General features: G+C 65.0%; 17 protein-coding genes and 1 riboswitch. Of the genes, 8 read left to right on the top strand and 9 right to left on the bottom strand.

The window, feature by feature from the left end:
• Window positions 1-6: 6 nt before the first annotated feature.
• From QFZ94_RS15385 to ggt, 4 genes are all read right to left on the bottom strand, one after another.
• Window positions 7-540: a hypothetical protein gene (locus QFZ94_RS15385; RefSeq protein WP_429457965.1), complete on the bottom strand. Its 534-nt coding sequence runs from the start codon at window positions 538-540 to the stop codon at window positions 7-9.
• A 99-nt stretch (window positions 541-639) separates the two neighbouring features.
• Window positions 640-1,467, bottom strand: a complete 828-nt coding sequence (locus QFZ94_RS15380; RefSeq protein WP_368583997.1) for a ferritin-like domain-containing protein — start codon at window positions 1,465-1,467, stop codon at window positions 640-642.
• Window positions 1,468-1,807: 340 nt separating this feature from the next.
• Window positions 1,808-3,178: an MFS transporter gene (locus QFZ94_RS15375; RefSeq protein ID WP_429457963.1), complete on the bottom strand. Its 1,371-nt coding sequence runs from the start codon at window positions 3,176-3,178 to the stop codon at window positions 1,808-1,810.
• 189 nt (window positions 3,179-3,367) lie between these two features.
• Entirely contained in the window at window positions 3,368-5,008 is a 1,641-nt protein-coding gene (gene ggt, locus QFZ94_RS15370; RefSeq protein ID WP_429457960.1) for a gamma-glutamyltransferase, read from the bottom strand.
• Window positions 5,009-5,348: 340 nt separating this feature from the next.
• Here ggt and QFZ94_RS15365 point away from each other — a divergent pair, with 340 nt between their 5' ends.
• The 3 genes from QFZ94_RS15365 (at window position 5,349) to QFZ94_RS15355 (ending at window position 7,386) form a co-directional block, all read left to right on the top strand.
• Complete coding sequence (locus tag QFZ94_RS15365; RefSeq protein WP_176121795.1) at window positions 5,349-6,128, top strand: DeoR/GlpR family DNA-binding transcription regulator; 780 nt, start codon at window positions 5,349-5,351, stop codon at window positions 6,126-6,128.
• A gap of 307 nt (window positions 6,129-6,435) precedes the next feature.
• On the top strand, window positions 6,436-6,633 hold the full coding sequence (locus QFZ94_RS15360; protein WP_013090475.1) for a hypothetical protein: 198 nt from the start codon (window positions 6,436-6,438) through the stop codon (window positions 6,631-6,633).
• Window positions 6,634-6,732: 99 nt separating this feature from the next.
• Window positions 6,733-7,386, top strand: a complete 654-nt coding sequence (locus QFZ94_RS15355; protein WP_368584001.1) for a TetR/AcrR family transcriptional regulator — start codon at window positions 6,733-6,735, stop codon at window positions 7,384-7,386.
• A 56-nt stretch (window positions 7,387-7,442) separates the two neighbouring features.
• On the opposite strand, the gene QFZ94_RS15350 is transcribed toward QFZ94_RS15355, so the two are convergent.
• Window positions 7,443-7,802, bottom strand: a complete 360-nt coding sequence (locus QFZ94_RS15350; protein WP_368584002.1) for a hypothetical protein — start codon at window positions 7,800-7,802, stop codon at window positions 7,443-7,445.
• Between the two features lie 214 nt (window positions 7,803-8,016).
• Between QFZ94_RS15350 and glpD the strand changes: the two genes are divergently transcribed.
• The 3 genes from glpD (at window position 8,017) to QFZ94_RS15335 (ending at window position 12,031) form a co-directional block, all read left to right on the top strand.
• The gene (glpD, locus tag QFZ94_RS15345; RefSeq protein ID WP_429457956.1) at window positions 8,017-9,546 is read left to right on the top strand and encodes a glycerol-3-phosphate dehydrogenase; all 1,530 of its coding nucleotides are present in this window, start codon (window positions 8,017-8,019) and stop codon (window positions 9,544-9,546) included.
• Between the two features lie 168 nt (window positions 9,547-9,714).
• Complete coding sequence (glpK, locus tag QFZ94_RS15340) at window positions 9,715-11,214, top strand: glycerol kinase GlpK (RefSeq protein ID WP_410848590.1); 1,500 nt, start codon at window positions 9,715-9,717, stop codon at window positions 11,212-11,214.
• Between the two features lie 130 nt (window positions 11,215-11,344).
• The gene (locus QFZ94_RS15335; protein WP_176105100.1) at window positions 11,345-12,031 is read left to right on the top strand and encodes an HAD family hydrolase; all 687 of its coding nucleotides are present in this window, start codon (window positions 11,345-11,347) and stop codon (window positions 12,029-12,031) included.
• A 97-nt stretch (window positions 12,032-12,128) separates the two neighbouring features.
• Here the strand turns inward: QFZ94_RS15335 and ribB are convergent, their stop codons facing one another.
• The 4 genes from ribB to QFZ94_RS15315 all read right to left on the bottom strand — a co-directional run bounded on the left by ribB (window position 12,129) and on the right by QFZ94_RS15315 (window position 15,758).
• On the bottom strand, window positions 12,129-12,848 hold the full coding sequence (gene ribB / locus QFZ94_RS15330) for a 3,4-dihydroxy-2-butanone-4-phosphate synthase (protein WP_429457953.1): 720 nt from the start codon (window positions 12,846-12,848) through the stop codon (window positions 12,129-12,131).
• Window positions 12,849-12,997: 149 nt separating this feature from the next.
• Window positions 12,998-13,181: riboswitch (FMN riboswitch) on the bottom strand.
• Between the two features lie 138 nt (window positions 13,182-13,319).
• Complete coding sequence (locus QFZ94_RS15325; RefSeq protein ID WP_368584006.1) at window positions 13,320-14,027, bottom strand: helix-turn-helix domain-containing protein; 708 nt, start codon at window positions 14,025-14,027, stop codon at window positions 13,320-13,322.
• 130 nt (window positions 14,028-14,157) lie between these two features.
• Window positions 14,158-15,324 carry an MFS transporter gene (locus QFZ94_RS15320; RefSeq protein ID WP_410848592.1) on the bottom strand — a complete coding sequence of 389 codons (1,167 nt, stop codon included), beginning with the start codon at window positions 15,322-15,324 and terminating at the stop codon, window positions 14,158-14,160.
• A 26-nt stretch (window positions 15,325-15,350) separates the two neighbouring features.
• Window positions 15,351-15,758, bottom strand: coding sequence for an extradiol dioxygenase (locus tag QFZ94_RS15315; RefSeq protein WP_368584008.1), 408 nt, complete (start codon window positions 15,756-15,758; stop codon window positions 15,351-15,353).
• A 109-nt stretch (window positions 15,759-15,867) separates the two neighbouring features.
• Between QFZ94_RS15315 and QFZ94_RS15310 the strand changes: the two genes are divergently transcribed.
• Both QFZ94_RS15310 and miaB read left to right on the top strand, forming a co-directional pair.
• On the top strand, window positions 15,868-16,821 hold the full coding sequence (locus QFZ94_RS15310) for a LysR family transcriptional regulator (protein ID WP_368584009.1): 954 nt from the start codon (window positions 15,868-15,870) through the stop codon (window positions 16,819-16,821).
• A 166-nt stretch (window positions 16,822-16,987) separates the two neighbouring features.
• Window positions 16,988-18,373: a tRNA (N6-isopentenyl adenosine(37)-C2)-methylthiotransferase MiaB gene (gene miaB, locus QFZ94_RS15305; RefSeq protein ID WP_410848594.1), complete on the top strand. Its 1,386-nt coding sequence runs from the start codon at window positions 16,988-16,990 to the stop codon at window positions 18,371-18,373.
• The last annotated feature ends 2 nt before the right edge of the window (window positions 18,374-18,375 follow it).

The following is an 18,375-nucleotide window of genomic DNA, read 5'->3' as shown; positions in this document are numbered from 1 at the left end:
CGAAGACTAACGGCTGCTCGCGGCGGCAGCCCGCTTCAAATGCTCGACCTGCTGTTCCCATCGCTCGAGCACCGCATTCCCCTCTCCCTGCAATTCGAACGTGATGCCGCCCGTCAGGCGCGCATAACGGACGCTTTGCGCTTCCGCTGTGTCGATCGAGCCGAGCAGATAGACGAGGCCGCTGTCGTCGCCCGCAACCTCGGGCAGCGGCACAACACGCAACTGCACCTGATAGAACGCCGCATCGCAGACGAAGCTCAGCGCCGCGCGCCCGCTTTGCGCAATCGCGCGTGTCGCGCGCGCTTGCGGCCAGAGCGCAATGCACAGCGTGCGCGAGTCGGGTGCATAGAGTTCGCCGACGCTCAGCAGCGATGTGCGCACGTGCCCGTTCGCATCGACGCTCAACAGCGACGCGGTGAAGCCCGCCTTGTCCGCAAGCGACGACCCGTCGAACAATGCGCGCACGTTGGCCGGCCATTCGTCGAACACGTTCTGTTCGAGCGGACGCGCGGAGGTAGATGCGGAGGAGGAATCGCTCATGCCATCGATCCAGTCGAAGTAGTCGGTAAAGCACAATCATGCCTCGAAAAAAGCAAAGCCCGCATCAGCGGGCTTGGCTTTCTGATTCTCCTCGAAGGCTCAGCGAAAGAACACATGCTGCGTGATCTTCGCGAGCGGATAATGCACACCCGGCTGAATGCGCGCCGGCAGATCGAGCGGCTTGAGCAGCATCTTCACGCACATGTCGGCGGACAGATTGCGCCGCACCAGCTTATTGATGCGCGCCGCGCGCTCACGGTTATACGCGGAGTCGTGCACGCGCTCCGGATAGCGAATCGCGAACACGTGGCGCAATGCGATCTCCGAATCTTCGTTCTTGATTTCCATCACGCGACGCATCAACGCGCCGAGCACCGCGAGCCGGCCATTGCCCTCAATCCGGTTGTACTTCTTGAAGTACTTGAAAAAGTGTTTGTAGTGGCGGACTTCGTCGGTGCGGATGTTGTCGGTGATCTGCTTGAGCACCGCCTCGTCCGAGCATTCGTTGATCGCTCGATACAGCGTCGCGGTACCCGTTTCGACGACGCAACGCGCGACCATCTCCAGCGCGCGGGTCTTTTCGAAATCCTCGACCGAGCAAGTCAGCGAATATTCGCCCATGAAATTGCGGAACGCGGTGTGCCAGTCGAACTCGGGCCATACGTACGCGATATAGGTCTGCAGCGCCCGGCCGTGCTGCATTTCCTCGGGCTCCCACTCGTGGTTGAGCCAAGCCGAGACCTCAGGGTCGTCGTTGAAAAATGTACTCAGATTGCTGGTGTAGAGATCGGTGCCGCTTTCGATGAACGAAGCAGCGCACAGCAACAGCAGCAGGTCTTCGTTGGCCGCGGCCTTCTGCCGGTCGATGCGAGTCAGATCGATGTCCTCGATCCGCCAGGGCATGACATGGTTCAGCTCCGTGTGCATTGTGTCTTGCTCCCATGCTGTACCGACCCGTGGAGTTCTTCGCAACCGCCCCCGCGCTCGCCGTGATGTTCTCCGTGCCGGATACAACGCCGTGAATTAGAGTTGGGCCCTTGTACTCTGCATGTTAGCCGGAGATATCCGACCATGCAGTTCACACAGCACAGACCATGCCGCAACGACGCAGTTCCGATTCCAAGATAGTCGAAATCTTGCCGCGTATTAAAACGATGTGCGCAAGGCAAAAAAAAAGCCAGCCCAAAAGGCTGGCTTTTCGGACAGACACCAGGTCCGGCGGGGTTGGGGCACGGGCGCCCCAAGTGGCCGCCCTCTTCCTCAGGCATCAGGCAGGTTGTACCTCGCCCGAGACGGGGCGGTCGCGACGCATGCGCAGCGCAACGATGATCAGCGATACGCCCGAAAGCACCGCCGCAAGCAGCACGTAATAACTCGGCGCGAGTTTGTCGCCGGTCAAATGAATGAAGGTTTCGACGATGGTCGGCGCGAAGCCGCCGAAGATCGTCACGCCGATGCTGTAACCGATTGAAAGGCCAGTCGAGCGCACCCGCGTCGGGAAGATCTCCGACATCAGCGCGGGCATCGGCCCCGAGTACGAAGCCTTGAAAATACCGGCGACGCCTTGCAGCACGAGCAGCCAGCCAATCGTCGGATGGGTCTGCAACCATGCGAACATCGGATAGATCAGCAGGCCCATCAGGATCGACGTGCTCAGCATGATGCGAATTCGGCCGATGCGATCGGACAGCGCGCCCATGATCGGCGAGAAGATGAACTGCATGCCGCCGTTCAGCACGACCACGCCGAACGACGCGGCCGCCGCCATATGCAGTTGCTTGACCGCGTAGAGCGGCATATAGAGCTGCAGCACGTACACCCCGACCGTCGACTGCGCAACGATACCGATCGCGAGCAGCAGGTTGACCCACTGATTCGAGAACGACGCGTCCTTCGAACCGTTCACGGCCTTGGGTTCGCCAGCCGCTTCGCTAGCCGCGCGCTCTTCACGCAATGCGAGGAATTCGGGCGTCTCGTCGAGATGCGAGCGGATGTAGTAGCCGACCGGCCCGACCAGCAGACCGAACACGAACGGCACACGCCAGCCCCAACTGTTCAGATGCTCGGCCGGCAGCCACGCGGTCAGCAGCGAACCGAAGGCTGCCGCGGTGATCGCCGCGAGACCCTGGCTTGCGAACTGCCAGCTCGCGTAGTAGCCGCGCCGCGTCGCGCTGTGTTCGACCATGAACGCGGTCGCGCTGCCGAACTCGCCGCCGACCGCGAAGCCCTGCACGAGCCGCGCGAACAGCACCAGCAGCGGCGCCGCGAGACCGATCGTCGAAAACGGCGGCATCACGGCCATCGTGAAAGTACCGACCATCATCAGCGCGATCGCGAGCGTCAGCGCCGCCTTGCGGCCCTTGCGGTCGCCGTACACGCCGAGCACGATCGCGCCGAGCGGGCGCATCAGGAACGAGATGCCGAAGGTGGCGATCGCGAGCAGCGTCGACAGCCACTCGTCCTGCATCGGGAAGAACTGTTTCGCGATGACCGTCGCGAAGTAGCCATAGACCAGGAAGTCGAACCACTCGAGCGCGTTACCGATCGACGACGAGAAAACGATCCGCCGCACCATTGCTTTCGAAAGCGGCGCGGCGTGAGGAGAAGCGCTTGTCGCATGCGACGCGGGGGTGTGCATGATGGTCTCCTGCTTGCCTGCTGCGTGATTGCTGTGTTGGGCGCGGCTTCGCCTGCATCGGCGAGGCGGCTGGTGGGCGGGCAATAGCGCGGCATATGGAATGCCGCGCTTTCATTGCCTGTTGCCCGGTGTCTGAGCTGAGCTGGGCTCCGGCGTGGACCCCAGCTCCGCGCGTTGCCTCGTCGTGGCCTAGAAGCCGGCCGCGAGACCGTCGCGGCGGCTGTCGCTAGCCGCCACGTAGCCGCGCTCCGGCTCGTTGCGATCGAGCTTCCAGATGAACTGGCCGGAGCCGAAGTCCATGTACGGATCGTCGACCGACTTGATCGTGTGGCCGAGCTTCTGCAAGCCCTCGGTGGTCTTCGGATCGAGCGTCGACTCGATATCGACCGTGAAGTCGCGGTTGACCTTCCAGCGCGGCGCATCGCACGCGGCCTGCGGCTGCTGAGCGTAGTCGAGCATGCGCACCACGGTCTGCAGATGGCCTTGCGGCTGCATGTCACCGCCCATCACGCCGAAGCTCATCACCCCTTCCTGCCGGCCGTTCACCTGCTGCGTGAGGAATGCCGGAATGATCGTGTGAAACGGCCGCTTGCCGCCCTCGACGACGTTCGGCGACTTCGGGTCCATCGAGAAGCCGCAGCCGCGGTTCTGCAGCGCGATGCCGCTGTCGGGCACCACGACACCCGAGCCGAAGCCCATGTAGTTCGACTGGATGAAGCTGACCATCATGCCGCTCTCGTCCGCGGCCGACATGTAGATCGTGCCGCCCGCCTTCGGCATGCCGAAGTCGAAGTGGGTGGCGCGCTTCGGGTCGATCAGCTTCGCGCGCGAGCTCAGATACGCGTCGTCGAGCATCTGCTCGGGCGTGACTTCCATCGAGCGCGGATCGGCGACGTAGCGATACAGATCGGCAAACGCGAGCTTCATCGCTTCGATCTGCAGATGCTGCGACTCGACGCTGTCGACCTTCAGCGACTTCACGTCGAACTTTTCGAGGATGCCGAGCGCAACCAGCGCCGCGATGCCCTGGCCGTTCGGCGGAATCTCGTGCACGGTGTAGCCGCGATAGTCCTTGCCGATCGGCTCGACCCAGTCAGCGCGGTAGTTGCGCAGATCGTCGGCGGTCAGCGCGCCGCCACCTGCGCGCGCGAAAGCGGCGATCCGCTCGGCGATCTCGCCTTCGTAGAACGCACGCGGGCCTTGCTCGGCGATGAGGCGCAGCGTCTTCGCGTGACCGGGGAAGCGCACCAGCTCGCTGACCTCGGGCGCACGGCCGCGCGGCATGAAGGTCTGCGCGAAGCCCGGCTGATCCTTCAGCTCCGGCACCGCGGCCGCCCACTTGTACGCGACGATGCTCGCCACTGCGTGACCGCGCTCGGCGATCTGGATGGCCGGCTCCATCAGGTCGGCGAACGGCAGCTTGCCGAACTTCCGGTGCAGCGCTTCCCAGCCGGCGATCACACCCGGCACCGTGACCGCATCCCAGCCGCGCTTCGGCTGCTGCGCGAGGCCGTTTTCCTCACCGTATTTGCGCCTGAAGTAATCGACGTTCCACGCGGCCGGCGCTACGCCCGACGCGTTCAGACCATGCAGCTTCTTGCCGTCCCACACGAGCGCGAACGCGTCGCCACCCAGGCCGCACGACACCGGCTCGACCACCGTGATCGCGGCGGCGGCCGCGATGGCCGCATCGACGGCATTGCCGCCCTTCCACAGCATGCGCAGCCCGGCCTGCGCGGCGAGCGGGTGCGAGGTCGAAACGATATTGCGTGCGAATACGGGCAGACGTTGCGTCGGATACGGGTTTTGCCAGTTGCTGAAGCCAGTCATGTCGAACACTCTCGAAAGCGCGGGCCGGCACGAAAAAGTCGCCGGACATCAGGGGAAAGGTTGTAAAGCAGGTCAATCGCGAAACCCAGGATTGCATCGCGAAGCGCGCCAAAAAACAAATTCATTTATTAAATGAATAAATGCGGAATGCGCCTGAATGAGGGGGATCGAGCAAATCCGGCGTGCTCGCGGCGAATCCAGCGGACTGCGCCAGTTGGCGGACAAGGGGCGCGATGGTCTTACAATAGCCGCAACCGCGTTCGTCGACGGCCGGCCATCGGCCAGCCCGCTTGATGACGGCGACGGACCGCGCCGACACAACAGCCACGACACTCCACACATGACACGAGACCCCCGCCTGACTCTCAACGCCCGGCAACAGGAATTGCTGGAGTGGGTGCAACGCGACGGCTTCGTGACCGTGGACGACCTCGCGAGCCACTTCGACGTCACCCCGCAGACGATCCGCCGGGACGTCAACTGGCTCGCCGATATGAACCTGCTGCGCCGCTATCACGGCGGCGCCAGTCTGCCGACCAGTTCCGAGAACGTTTCCTACACCGCGCGCCAGCGCATGTTCCATGAAGAGAAGCGACGCATCGCAGCGCTGGTGGCCACTCACATTCCGGATCAGGCATCGCTGTTCATCAATCTCGGCACGACCACCGAGGAAGTGGCACGGGCGCTGAACCGTCACCGCGGCTTGCGCGTGATCACGAACAATCTGAACGTCGCGAGCATGATGAGCGGCTACCCGGACTGCGAAGTGCTAGTGACGGGCGGCATCGTGCGGCCGTGGGACAAGGGCATCGTCGGTGAGCTGGCGATCGATTTCATCCGCCAGTTCAAGGTCGATTTCGCGATCATCGGCACGTCGAGCATCGAAACGGACGGTACGCTGCGCGATTTCGACACGCGCGAAGTGCGTGTCGCCGAGGCGATCATCGAGCACGCGCGCACCGTTTTCCTCGCCGCCGATCACTCCAAGTTTGGCCGTCCCGCGCTAGTTCGCCAGGGACATCTGGAGCAGATCGACGCGCTGTTCACCGACGCCGCCCCGCCCGCCGACATGGCCGAAGCGCTGAACGCCGCGAATTGTCAAATCTACATCGCCGGATAATTCCAGGCGTTCTCCGCCATGCTGCGGTGCACGCAAAACCTCGCGTGAAATCAAGAATTTGGCCGCAGGGCCGGACCGCCTATCGCGCCGCCAATTGTCAAATGGAAAATTAACGGGGACCAGGTTGGCGTTTCATCGGTGCTCGCCTACACTCCAGTTCCCCAGCGTACGTTGCGAGTTTCGCACGGCGTCGGTTGTGTGAATCTGTCGTGTAAGCCGTACCTCCCGCCCTGATCTTCAGCGGACCCCCGCCCCGGCCCAAGGCCGACTGCAAGGCTGTCCGCCATTTGCTGACATGGAGAGAACGATGCTGAGTCCGCATGAATTCGCCACGTTGTTGCTCGTCAAGGACGCCCCCAACCAGGTCGAAATGGACCGAGAAGAACTCGACGCGTTGCTCGAACGCCAACTGGTGCAACTCGAACGCCTCGCATCGGGCAACGAAGAATGGCGCGTGACGGAAACCGGCGACACCGCATTGCGGGCCATAAAACGTTATTCCTGAATGATCCCTGCAGTTGACAGCGGGCCGCCTTTGCGGCCCTTTGTTGTGCGCGTCTCATTTACGCAGTAAATTCACGCGACGGACTTCTCACCCTCGCGCATGCCAAAGACGCTCTCCGCCGACGACATACAGCAGTTTCGCGAAGCGATGCGACGCGTCGCGGAAAACGCGTTCGCTACCCGCGGCGCGCAAGGCGTGACGATGCGCGAGCTGGCGAAGGAGCTCGGCTGCAGCGCGATGACACCGTATCGCTACTTCCGCGACAAGGAAGAGATTCTGGCGATGGTCCGCGCCGCCGCGTTCAACCGCTTCGCCGCGCGCCTCGAAGCGGCCGCGAAAGCGATCCCCGCGACCGCCCCCGCCATCGATCACAGCGCCGTCAGCCGGGCCTATGTCGACTTCGCGCTCGATGAGCCGCACGCCTACCGTTTGATGTTCGATCAGACGCCGCAACAGCAAGGCGCTTACCCTGAACTGGCCGCGGCGTCGCAGCGCGCGTGGCGTCTGCTGGAAGCGCACTTCGAGCGGCTCGTCGAGGCGGGCGTTCTGGAAGGTGATCCGCGTCTGATCGGCTACGCGTACTGGACGAGCCTGCACGGCTTCACGATGCTCGCGCTCGTGAACCAGTTGCCGCCGCCGGCGGCACAACAGGCCGATTCCGCCGGCGACGGCGCACATGAGCCGTCGCGCGAAGCGGTGTTCGCGCAGATCCTGCGCATGTTGTGGCGCGGAGCGTTGTCGCCGCAAAAGTGAACCGGTGCGCCGGGCAGGAGGCGCGAGAGTCGGGCTCGCCAGTCACCCACTGCCGTTTAGCCGCTCCGCAAGGTCGGATCGACAGTCGCCCGCCAGCCGAGCGCTCTTGCGCGCTGCTCGTTGAAGAACTCGACCCACTGGTTGCGCACCTTCGGATCGCTGCTCGTCCCCTCGCTCGCATGGCGCTGCGCGATCGACGCCTGGAACGCGCAGAAGTCGTCGTTCGACAGCCGACCGCGCCGGTTTGCGACATACGCATCGAAGAACGTCTCATAGACGATCTGCGCGTCGTGACCGTAGTCGACGGTTTGCGGCGTGCACATCTTCTGCAACGCCTCGAACGACGTCGCGCCCCTCGTCCCTTCCAGACTCGGCGTGCTCACGCATCCTGCCAGAAGCGCGGCAGCGCCGATCATCAAAAATCCTCGCATTCATCACCTCGAAATGGCTGCTGCCAAGAGTATCGTCCGCGGTCGCGCGTAACGCCACTCCGGCGCCTTTCGGTCCGCGTTCGTTCAAGTCAAGCGAACTTTACTTTTTCGAATATGTTCATTAGAGTTCGAAAACGAACATGATTCGTTCAATTAGCTTTCCAAACCACGTCCCGATTCGATCCAGAGGGCTCAGCAGGTGACGCAACGCACGAAATACGATTTGCTCGTCGTCGGTGGCGGGATCAACGGCGCCGGCATCGCCCGCGACGCGGCCGGCCGTGGTCTGTCAGTGCTGCTGTGCGAGCAGGACGATCTGGCCGCACACACGTCGTCGGCGAGCACCAAGCTGATCCACGGCGGCCTGCGCTACCTCGAGTACCGCGAGTTCGGGCTCGTGCGCAAAGCGCTGCAGGAGCGCGAAACGTTGCTGCGCGCGGCGCCGCACATCATCTGGCCGCTGCGCTTCGTGATGCCGCACCTGCCTGATCTGCGCCCCGCCTGGCTGATCCGCGCGGGTCTGTTCCTGTACGACCATCTGGCTAAACGCGAACTGCTGCCGGGCTCGCGCGGCATCGTGATGAGCCGGCATCCGGCCGGCGCGCCGCTCGTCGAAACGATCGAGCGCGGTTTCGTTTATTCGGACGGCTGGGTCAACGACGCCCGCCTCGTCGTGCTGAACGCGCTCGACGCGCACGAGCGCGGCGCGACGATCCTCACGCGCACGAAGCTGATCGCCGCCGTGCGCGCCGGCGGCGAGTGGCGCGCGCAACTGCAACGCGCGGACGGCGCGACGCTCGACGTGCGCGCCGCCGCGATCGCGAACGCGGCGGGCCCGTGGGTCGGCGAGCTGCTGAAGGGGCCGCTCGGCCGGCCGTCGTCCCATAGCGTGCGGCTCGTCAAGGGCAGCCACATCGTCACGCGGCGCCTGTTCGAACACGACCACGCGTACATCTTCCAGAACCCGGACAAGCGGATCATCTTCGCGATTCCGTATGAGCACGACTACACGCTGATCGGCACGACCGACCTCGAATATCGCGGCGACCCGTCGCAAGTCGCGATCGACGCCAACGAAACGCAGTACCTGTGCGATTCGATCAACCGCTACTTCAGGCAGAAGATCTCGCCCGCCGACGTGCGCTGGAGCTATTCGGGCGTACGCCCGCTGCTGGAGGACGAGAACGCGGACAATCCGTCGGCGGTCACGCGCGACTACTCGCTCGAACTCGACGCGCCCGCGAACGAGGCGCCGCTGCTGTCGGTATTCGGCGGCAAGATCACGACCTTTCGCAAGCTGGCCGAGCAGGCCGTCGATACGCTCACCGATGCGCTGCGCCGCGGCGCACCCGCGTGGACCGCCGACGCGCCGCTGCCGGGCGGCGACATCGCGCAGGCGAACTTCAATCGCTTCCTTGGCGAGTTCTCGCGCGAACATGCGTGGCTGCCGGCATCGCTCGCGCATCGGCTCGCGCGCGCGTATGGCACGCGCGCGAATCGCGTGATCGGCTCGGCGCGCTCGCGCGCCGAACTCGGTCGTGAGTTCGCGCCGGGACTGCACGAAGCCGAGCTGATTTATCTGCGCGATACGGAGTGGGCGCGTACCGCGCAGGACGTGCTGTGGCGGCGCTCGAAGCTCGGCCTGCATGTCGAGCCGGGCACGCTCGAGCAGGTCACGCGCGACATCGACGCGTGGTTCGCGCACGAACCGGCCCCGCAGAGCGCTTAGGCGACGCGGCAGACGCCACCCCGCGAGCAGAGCCGGCCACCCACCGCTGCTTCGGCTGGACGACGCCGGCACGCGCCCTCACACTATGGCGGCCCGCTCACAACAACACGCCGCCCGCATCGCCGGCCAAACGATCCGGCGATCCGTAACATGCATGGAGAAGAGACAATGCAGGATCAGTACGTCCTCGCGCTTGACCAAGGCACAACGAGCTCGCGCGCGATGCTGTTCGACCGGCGCGGCAACGTCGTGTCGACCGCGCAAAAGGAATTCCAGCAGATCTACCCGCAGCCGGGCTGGGTCGAGCACAATCCGCAGGAAATCTGGTCGAGCCAGGCCGGCGTCGCCGCCGAGGCGGTCACGCGAGCCGGCATGAACGGCCCGTCGATCGCGGCGATCGGCATCACGAACCAGCGCGAAACCACGATCGTGTGGGATCGCGAAACCGGCCATCCGATCTACAACGCGATCGTCTGGCAGGACCGCCGCACCGCCGACTTCTGCGACGAACTGAAAGCGCAAGGTCTCGAAGCGAGCGTGCGCGCGAAGACCGGTCTGCCGATCGACTCGTACTTCTCGGCGACCAAAATCCGCTGGATTCTCGACAACGTCGAAGGCGCGCGCGAAAAATCGCGACAGGGCCGGCTCGCGTTCGGCACCGTCGACAGCTGGCTCATGTGGAATTTCACGAAGGGCGCGTTGCACATCACCGACGTAACCAACGCGTCGCGCACGATGCTGTTCAACATCCACACGCTGAAGTGGGACGACGAACTGCTCGCCGCGCTCGATATTCCGCGCAGCATGCTGCCGGAAGTGCGGCCGTCGTCGGAGGTGTACGGACCGACGGTGACCACCGTGTTCGCCTCGAAGATTCCCCTCGCGGGCATCGCCGGCGATCAGCACGCTGCATTGTTCGGCCAGATGTGCACCGAGTCCGGCATGGTCAAGAACACCTACGGCACCGGCTGCTTCCTCGTGATGAACACAGGCACCAAACCGATCGAATCGAAGAACAATCTGGTGACGACGATCGCCTGGCAGATCGGCGATCGTATCGACTACGCGCTCGAAGGCAGCATCTTCATCGCCGGCGCGGTGGTGCAGTGGCTGCGCGACGGCCTCGGCATCATCAAGAACGCGGCCGAAATCGAAACGCTCGCGCGCAGCGTGCGGCATTGCGACGGCGTGTATCTGGTGCCGGCGTTCGCCGGCCTCGGCGCGCCGCACTGGAACGCACGCGCCCGCGGCACGCTGTTCGGCGTCACGCGCGGCACGACCTCCGCGCATATCGCGCGTGCGGCGCTCGATTCGATCGCGTATCAATCGCTCGACGTGCTGAAGGCGATGGAAGCCGACTCGGGCATTCGCATCGGCGAGCTGCGCGTGGATGGCGGCGCCTGCGCGAACAATCTGCTGATGCAGTTCCAGGCCGACATCCTCGGCGTCGACACGGTGCGCCCCCAGGTGTCGGAGACGACCGCGCTCGGCGCGGCCTATCTGGCCGGTCTCGCGGTCGGCTACTGGAAGGACATCGACGAGTTGAAAAGCCAGTGGAAGCTCGAGCATCGCTTCACGCCAGCGCTGCCGCACGCGGAGGTCAGGACCTGCCTCGATGGCTGGCAGCGCGCGATCCGCGCGGCGAAGGCCTGGGCCGATACACCATAAGGCCATAAGTCTGCGGGCGGCAGAACATCGAAAGAACGTGGTCAGAAAGCACGTATGATGACGCTTTTCACCCCGACGAGCGGGCTTGCAACCCGCCGCCCGCGCGCGTTGCGCTTATCGTTTTTCAGGCATGATCGACCACCTCATCTGTGACTGCGACGGCGTGCTCGTCGACAGTGAAGTCATCGCCGATCGCGTGATGTTCGACACGCTGACGGCCACCTTCCCCGGCATCGATTTCGCCCCTGTCATCAAAACCGCGTTCGGCCAGCAAACTTCGCGCTTTCTCGCCGGCCTCGAAAAGCAGTTCGACATCACGCTGCCCGCGAACTTCCTCGATACGATCGAGCACAACGTCGAGCTCGCGCTTGCCGCGTCGCTCGGTCCGATCCACGGTGTGCGCGACGCGCTCCAACGCGTCACACTGCCGGCCGCCGTCGTGTCGAACAGCCGCATGACGCGCGTCAGCGCATCGGTGCGGCGTGCGGGTCTGCAGCAGATTTTCGGCGAGCGCGTGTTCAGCGCCGAGCAGGTCGCGCGGCCGAAACCCTATCCCGATGTCTATCTGTTCGCGGCCACCTCGCTCGGCGTCGAACCGGCGCGCTGCCTCGTCGTCGAGGACAGCGTCTCGGGCCTGAACGCGGCCCGCGCGGCCGGCATGAAGACGATCGCCTTCGTCGGCGCGAGCCATATTCCGGACGGCTATGCGGATGCGCTGCGCGCGATGGGCATCACGCGAATCATCAAGCACATGGATGAACTGCCGGCGCTGATCGACGCGGGCGTGCGCGGTGAGTTCGGCGACGTGCAGTCGTAGCGGCTTCGCGCAACGCCGATAAAAAAGCCGGTTCTTCGTGCGAAGAACCGGCTTTTTGCGTGATGGCACCGCGTACCGCTCGACGGATGATGGCCCGTCAAGCCTCGGCCAACGCACCCTCGCGCACCTGCGCGAGCGTCTCGCGAAACTCGACCAGCTCGGCGATCGTCAGCATCGGCAGATCGTGTTGCGCGGCAAAGCGCTCGACGTCCGCGCCGCGCGTCATCGTGCCATCGGCGTTCATCAGTTCGCACAGCACGCCGGCCGGCTTTAGGCCCGCGAGGATCGCGAGATCGACGGTGCCTTCGGTGTGGCCGCGCCGCGCCAGCACGCCGCCGGGCATCGCGCGCAGCGGGAACACGTGGCCCGGGCGCACGATGTCGGCGGGCTTGGCCGTATCGGCGATCGCCGCGCGGATCGTGGTCACGCGATCCTGCGCGGACACGCCGGTGCTGACGCCTTCACGCGCTTCGATCGACACCGTGAACGCGGTGCCGTGACGGCTTTCGTTGTTGACGGCCATCGGCGGCAGTTCGAGCGCGCGGATCTTGTCGTCGGGCAGGCACAGACACACGATGCCGCTGCATTCACGGATCAGCAGCGCCATCGTTTCGACCGACAGGCGCTCGGCCGCGACGATCAGATCGGCTTCGTTCTCGCGGTCGTGGTCGTCCTGCAGCACCACGGCGCGACCGTCGCGCAGCGCCTGCAAGGCGGCGGCGATACGCGGCGGAACGGCTTCGGTGGCAAGCAGAGGGAGATCGGCGAAGGCATCGTCTGCGATCGTCGACGGAGCGGGAAAAGTAGCAAAGGACATGTTGAAACGCTCATCGCAAAAGTTGGGCGAGAAACGTTTCAGGGCATTGCAAACAGACTGACACGCTGCCGCCTGGCACGCCGCACGAAAGCGGACGATGATCGGCCGCCCAGGCTACGGGCGGCATCGCGGAACGCACATGACTATCTGCACATCTTCTTCCATCCGGACTATGACCGTCGGCTCTGGCTTCTGACCAGATCTGCTGACCCCGCCGCGGTCTGCGCTACTGCGTAGACCACTCGATGCGGGCGCTCGCGGGCTTGCCGGCTCACGCTGTCGCGCTGCCGGCCTACCGCCGGTGGGGAATTGCACCCCGCCCTGAAGACGCACTGATTGCCGGTTTGACCGGCCGGCGAAGCATACAACAGTCGCGCGAGCGCTGCAGCGCGACGAATAAAGACCCTACTGACGGCGTTGGCCCTGCATCGACGCCCTGACCTGCGCCAGAACCTCGAACGCCGTCGATCCTCAACCCGGTACGCCTTCGCGCGCAGCTTCATCGCGTGCGGCGCTCGCGGCCCGCACTTCCCAGCGCGGCGGCGTCTCAGCCCGCAGCGTCACGCGAAACGCGCGTGCCTCGGTGTCGCCGGGATTGCGCAGGCTGTGCGGCTGGTCGGCGTCGAACACGATCGCGTCGCCGGTCGCGAGCAGCTGGCGCTGGTCGTGCACGCTGACTTCGAGCGTGCCGTCGCTGACCACCAGATTCACCGTCGTGCCCGGCGCGCGGCGAATGCCCGCCTCCGTATGCAGCGGCGCGATCCGCAGTTCGTGAAACTCGGCAGCGATCGACTCGTCGTCGGGATACAGCGGGCGCACCGAGTAGCGCCCGTTCGCGCTGACCACGCGGGCCGAACGCTCGGCCGGCAGATGCTCGAAGCCGTTGGTCGCGTGACGCCGCAGGAACGCCGCCACCGACACCTTCAGCGCCGCCGCCACCTTGCACAGCACCTTGATCGACGGCACGCTGCGCGCCGACTCGATCTGCGCGAGCATCGCGCGCGATACGCCGGACGCGCGCGCCAGCGCATCGAGCGAAAGCTGCCGTTCGGCGCGCAGCCGCGCCAGATTCACGCCGACCAGCTGTTCGAGCGCATCGAACGGTTCGGCGGAGCGCGGAGCGGCGTTGGTATCGGCATCGGCCGAAGGATCGCGGACCAGCGCGAGCGGGGAATGCATATTGGCCTCCAGAGCGCCGCCCGGCGGCGCGAGAGCAGTAAGTGGAGGCAAGATAGCATCGGCTTTCGCCGCGCCCAACGAAGTTATCTTCACACTGTTATCAGCATCGCAGAGGCAAGCAACTGACGACTTACGTGCTTTGCGCGAGCGCGCGCGCCGGCGCATCCATCCGCGCCGCGAACCATGTGAGCAGCAGCGCGGCGACGCTGACCGCGGCGGCGACCCAAGGCAAGGTATCGAGCGCGTGACCGTGATTGATCACGAGACCGCCGAGCCACGCACCCGCCGCATTACCGACATTGAACGCACCGATGTTCAGCGTCGACGCGAGATTCGGCGCGGCGGCCGCCTTCTCGACCACGCGCATCTGCAGCGGCGGTACCGTCGCAAACGCCGCGATGCCCCACACGAATACCGTGACCGCGGCGGCCAGCGGCGAATGGCTGGTGCGCGCGAAGAACGCCATCACGACTGCGAGCACGGCGAGGATGCCCATCAGCGACGGCATCAGCGCACGGTCCGCGAGCTTGCCGCCGACCATGTTGCCGACCGTCAGGCCCACGCCGAACAGCACGAGGACCAGCGTCACGCCACGCGGCGAGAAGCCGCTCACCTGCTCGAGGATCGGCGCGATATACGTGAACACGACGAACACGCCGCCGAAGCCGAGCACCGTCATTGCGAGCGCGGTCCACACTTGCGGGTCTTTCAGCACGCGCACTTCGTGGCCGAGGCCGGCCGGCCCGGTGTCGTGGCGGTTCGGCACCAGCGCGCTGATGCCCGCGAGCGACAGCACGCCGAAACCGCTGACGATCCAGAACGCCGCGCGCCAGCCGAACTGCTGGCCGATGAAGGTGCCGAACGGCACGCCGAGCACGTTGGCGAGCGTCAGGCCCGTGAACATCAGCGCGATCGCGCTCGCGCGCTTGTCGGCCGGCACGAGCGAGGCGGCGACCACCGCACCGATGCCGAAGAACGAGCCGTGCGCGAACGAGGTCACGACGCGCGCGATCATCAGCACCGAATAGCTCGGCGCCAGCGCGCACAGCACATTGCCGACGACGAACACACCCATCAGCAGTTGCAGCGCGAATTTGCGCGACATCCTGCTCGTGATCACCGCGAGCAGTGGCGCGCCGACCGCGACGCCAAGCGCATAGCCGCTGACGAGCAGGCCCGCGGACGGAATCGACACGGCCAGATCGCGCGCAACCTCGGGCAACAGGCCCATGATGACGAATTCGGTCGTACCGATCGCGAATGCGCTAATCGCGAGCGCGAGTAATGGAATGGGCATTTTTCTGCTCCGGGAATGAGGTTGGATCAGGACTCGGGCTGGATGGTCTGGCGCGCCGCTGTGACGAATTCGATGACGACGCCCGGCGCGAGCGCGACGAACAACTGCCGCTCCGCCGGTTGCGCGGCGCTCGCCGGCACCTGCGCGGTCTGATAGCCGATGTAGTGCGCGTCGAGCCGCTCGAGCAACGCTTGCCATTCGCCCGCGCTATCGAGCCGAAAGGCGATGTGATCGACGCGCGGCGTGATGCGGCCCACCGCGCCGGAAGCCGGCGCGCCGATCAGATGCACGAGCGGGCGGCCGCTTGCGTACAGCCAGTAGCCGTCGACGGAAAACGACGGGCGCGCGCCGTCGGTAAGCCCGGCGATATCGACGAAGAAACGTCGGGCCGAATCGAGCTCGGCGGTGACGATGGTCGCGTGATCGAGTTGCATGGCTAAGGACAGCAGCGGAGTTTCGACGGGTGCATTGTCGCGGCGCCGCCCCGATTTGATAATTGGCGTAGCATTTGAAGCATTTTCAAATTCCGCTTGAAAGCCAGCGATGGATAACCTCGGCGACATCCGCCTCTTCGTCGAAGCGGCGCAGCAAGGCAGCCTCTCGGCGGCGGGCCGCAAGATGGGTCTGACGCCCGCCGCGGCGAGCGCGCGGCTCGCGAAACTGGAAGCGAGGCTCAAAGCGCGCCTGTTCGAGCGCACCACCCGGCAACTTCGGCTCACCGACGAAGGCCGCCTCTACCTGAACTGCTGCCGCCAGGCGCTGCAATCGCTCGACGACGCCGAAGCCGCGCTGCAAGCGGGCCAGGGCGTCGTGCGCGGCAAGGTGCGGGTGTCGGCGACTTCGGACTTCGGCCGCAATCTGCTGATGCACTGGCTCGACGAATTCAACGCGCTGTACCCGGACGTGACGTTCGCGTTGACGCTGTCCGATGCGCTGGCCAATCTCGTGCAGGAAGACATCGATCTGGCGATCCGCTTCGGCGTGCCGCAGGACAGCTCGCTGGTTGCGCGCCGGCTCGCGCCGAACCGGCGCGTGTTGTGTGCATCGCCGGAATACATCGGGCGTCGCGGCGAGCCGAAAAACCCGCTCGACCTCGCCAATTTCGATTGCATCGTGCTCGGTACCACATCGGGGCCGGCCAGCGAATGGCGCTTCACGCGCGGCGACGAGGTGCAGCACTACAGCGTGCCGTTCGAAGCGGCGCGCGAAACCAATGACGGCGCGGTCGCGCGCGAATGGGCGTTGCGCGGCTACGGCATTGCGATCAAATCGATGTGGGACGTCGAAGCGGACCTGCGCGCCGGCCGCCTGAAGATCCTGCTGCCGGAGTGGCGCTACCCGGACGCGCCGCTGCACGCGCTGTATCACCGCAACCGCTTCATGGCGCCGCGCGTACGCGTGCTGCTCGATTTCCTCGCCGAGCGCTTCGCGCAGGTGTCGGATGAACTGGAACGCCTGTTGGGACTGCCGCCGGACCGGCCAGTGAGCGCCCAGTGAGAGCCCAGTGAGCGCCAAAACCCCCGCAGCGTGAAGGGCTATAATATGCAGTTACGCTGCGAAGACGCGCGCAAGCCGGCCATCACGCGCCGCGCTGCCGCGCGCCGCGGCCTCCTTCACCTTTTTACGACGCCCCCAGGTTAACCACTGCGACCGGCGAAATTCGATGACCAAGAAAGTTTATGTAAAGACCTTTGGCTGCCAGATGAACGAGTACGACTCCGACAAGATGGTCGACGTGCTCGGTGCCGCTGAAGGACTCGTCAAGACCGACACGCCGGAAGATGCCGACGTGATCCTGTTCAATACCTGCTCGGTGCGCGAAAAAGCGCAAGAAAAAGTCTTCTCCGACCTCGGCCGCGTGCGCGAGCTGAAGGACGCGAATCCGAATCTGATCATTGGCGTGGGTGGCTGCGTCGCTAGCCAGGAAGGCGCATCGATCGTGGCGCGCGCGCCGTACGTCGATATCGTGTTCGGTCCGCAAACGCTGCACCGCCTGCCGCAAATGATCGACGAGCGCCGCGCGAGCGGCCGCGCGCAGGTCGATATTTCGTTTCCCGAAATCGAGAAGTTCGATCACCTGCCGCCGGCGCGCGTCGAAGGTCCGAGCGCGTTCGTGTCGATCATGGAAGGCTGCAGCAAGTACTGCAGCTACTGCGTGGTGCCGTACACGCGCGGCGAGGAAGTGTCGCGTCCGCTCGACGACGTGTTGACCGAAATCGCCGGTCTCGCCGACCAGGGCGTGCGCGAAGTCACGCTGCTCGGCCAGAACGTGAACGCTTATCGTGGAAAATTCGGCGGCGCGCTGACCGTGGGCTCGACCGAGATCGCCGACTTTGCGACGCTGATCGAATACGTCGCGGACATCCCCGGCATCGAACGGATTCGCTACACGACGTCGCATCCGAAGGAATTCACGCAGCGCCTGATCGATACCTACGCGAAGGTGCCGAAGCTCGTCAGCCACCTGCATCTGCCGGTACAGCACGGCTCCGACCGCATCCTGATGGCGATGAAGCGCGGCTACACCGTGCTCGAGTACAAGTCCGTGATCCGCAAGCTGCGCGCGATCCGCCCTGATCTGTCGCTATCGACGGACATGATCGTCGGCTTCCCCGGCGAGACCGAGGAAGACTTTGCGAAGATGATGGCGCTCGTCGAAGAGATGAAGTACGACACGAGCTTCTCGTTCATCTACAGCCCGCGCCCCGGTACGCCGGCCGCGAACCTGCACGACGACACGCCGCGCGAGGTGAAGCTCAAACGCCTGCAGCATCTGCAGGCCACGATCGAAGAGAACGTGCAGCGCATCAGCGACGCGATGGTCGGCAAGGTCGAGCGCATTCTGGTCGAGCGCCCGGCGCGCAAGGACCCGAACGAGCTCGCGGGCCGCACCGAGAACAACCGCGTCGTCAATTTCCCGGCGCCGGTCGCGTCGCATGCACGGCTGATCGGCCAGATGGTCGACGTGAAGATCGTGCACGCGTACCCGCACTCGCTGCGCGGCGAACTCGTGATGGTTCACGACGACAGCGCCGCCGTCACGCACTGAGC

Origin of the sequence: Paraburkholderia sp. JPY465 (assembly GCF_050436725.1) — a bacterium.
In the GTDB taxonomy this organism is placed as follows: Bacteria; Pseudomonadota; Gammaproteobacteria; order Burkholderiales; family Burkholderiaceae; genus Paraburkholderia; species Paraburkholderia youngii.
The sequence above is the reverse complement of the archived record's forward strand: the minus strand, read 5'-3'. Positions and strand labels throughout refer to the sequence as shown.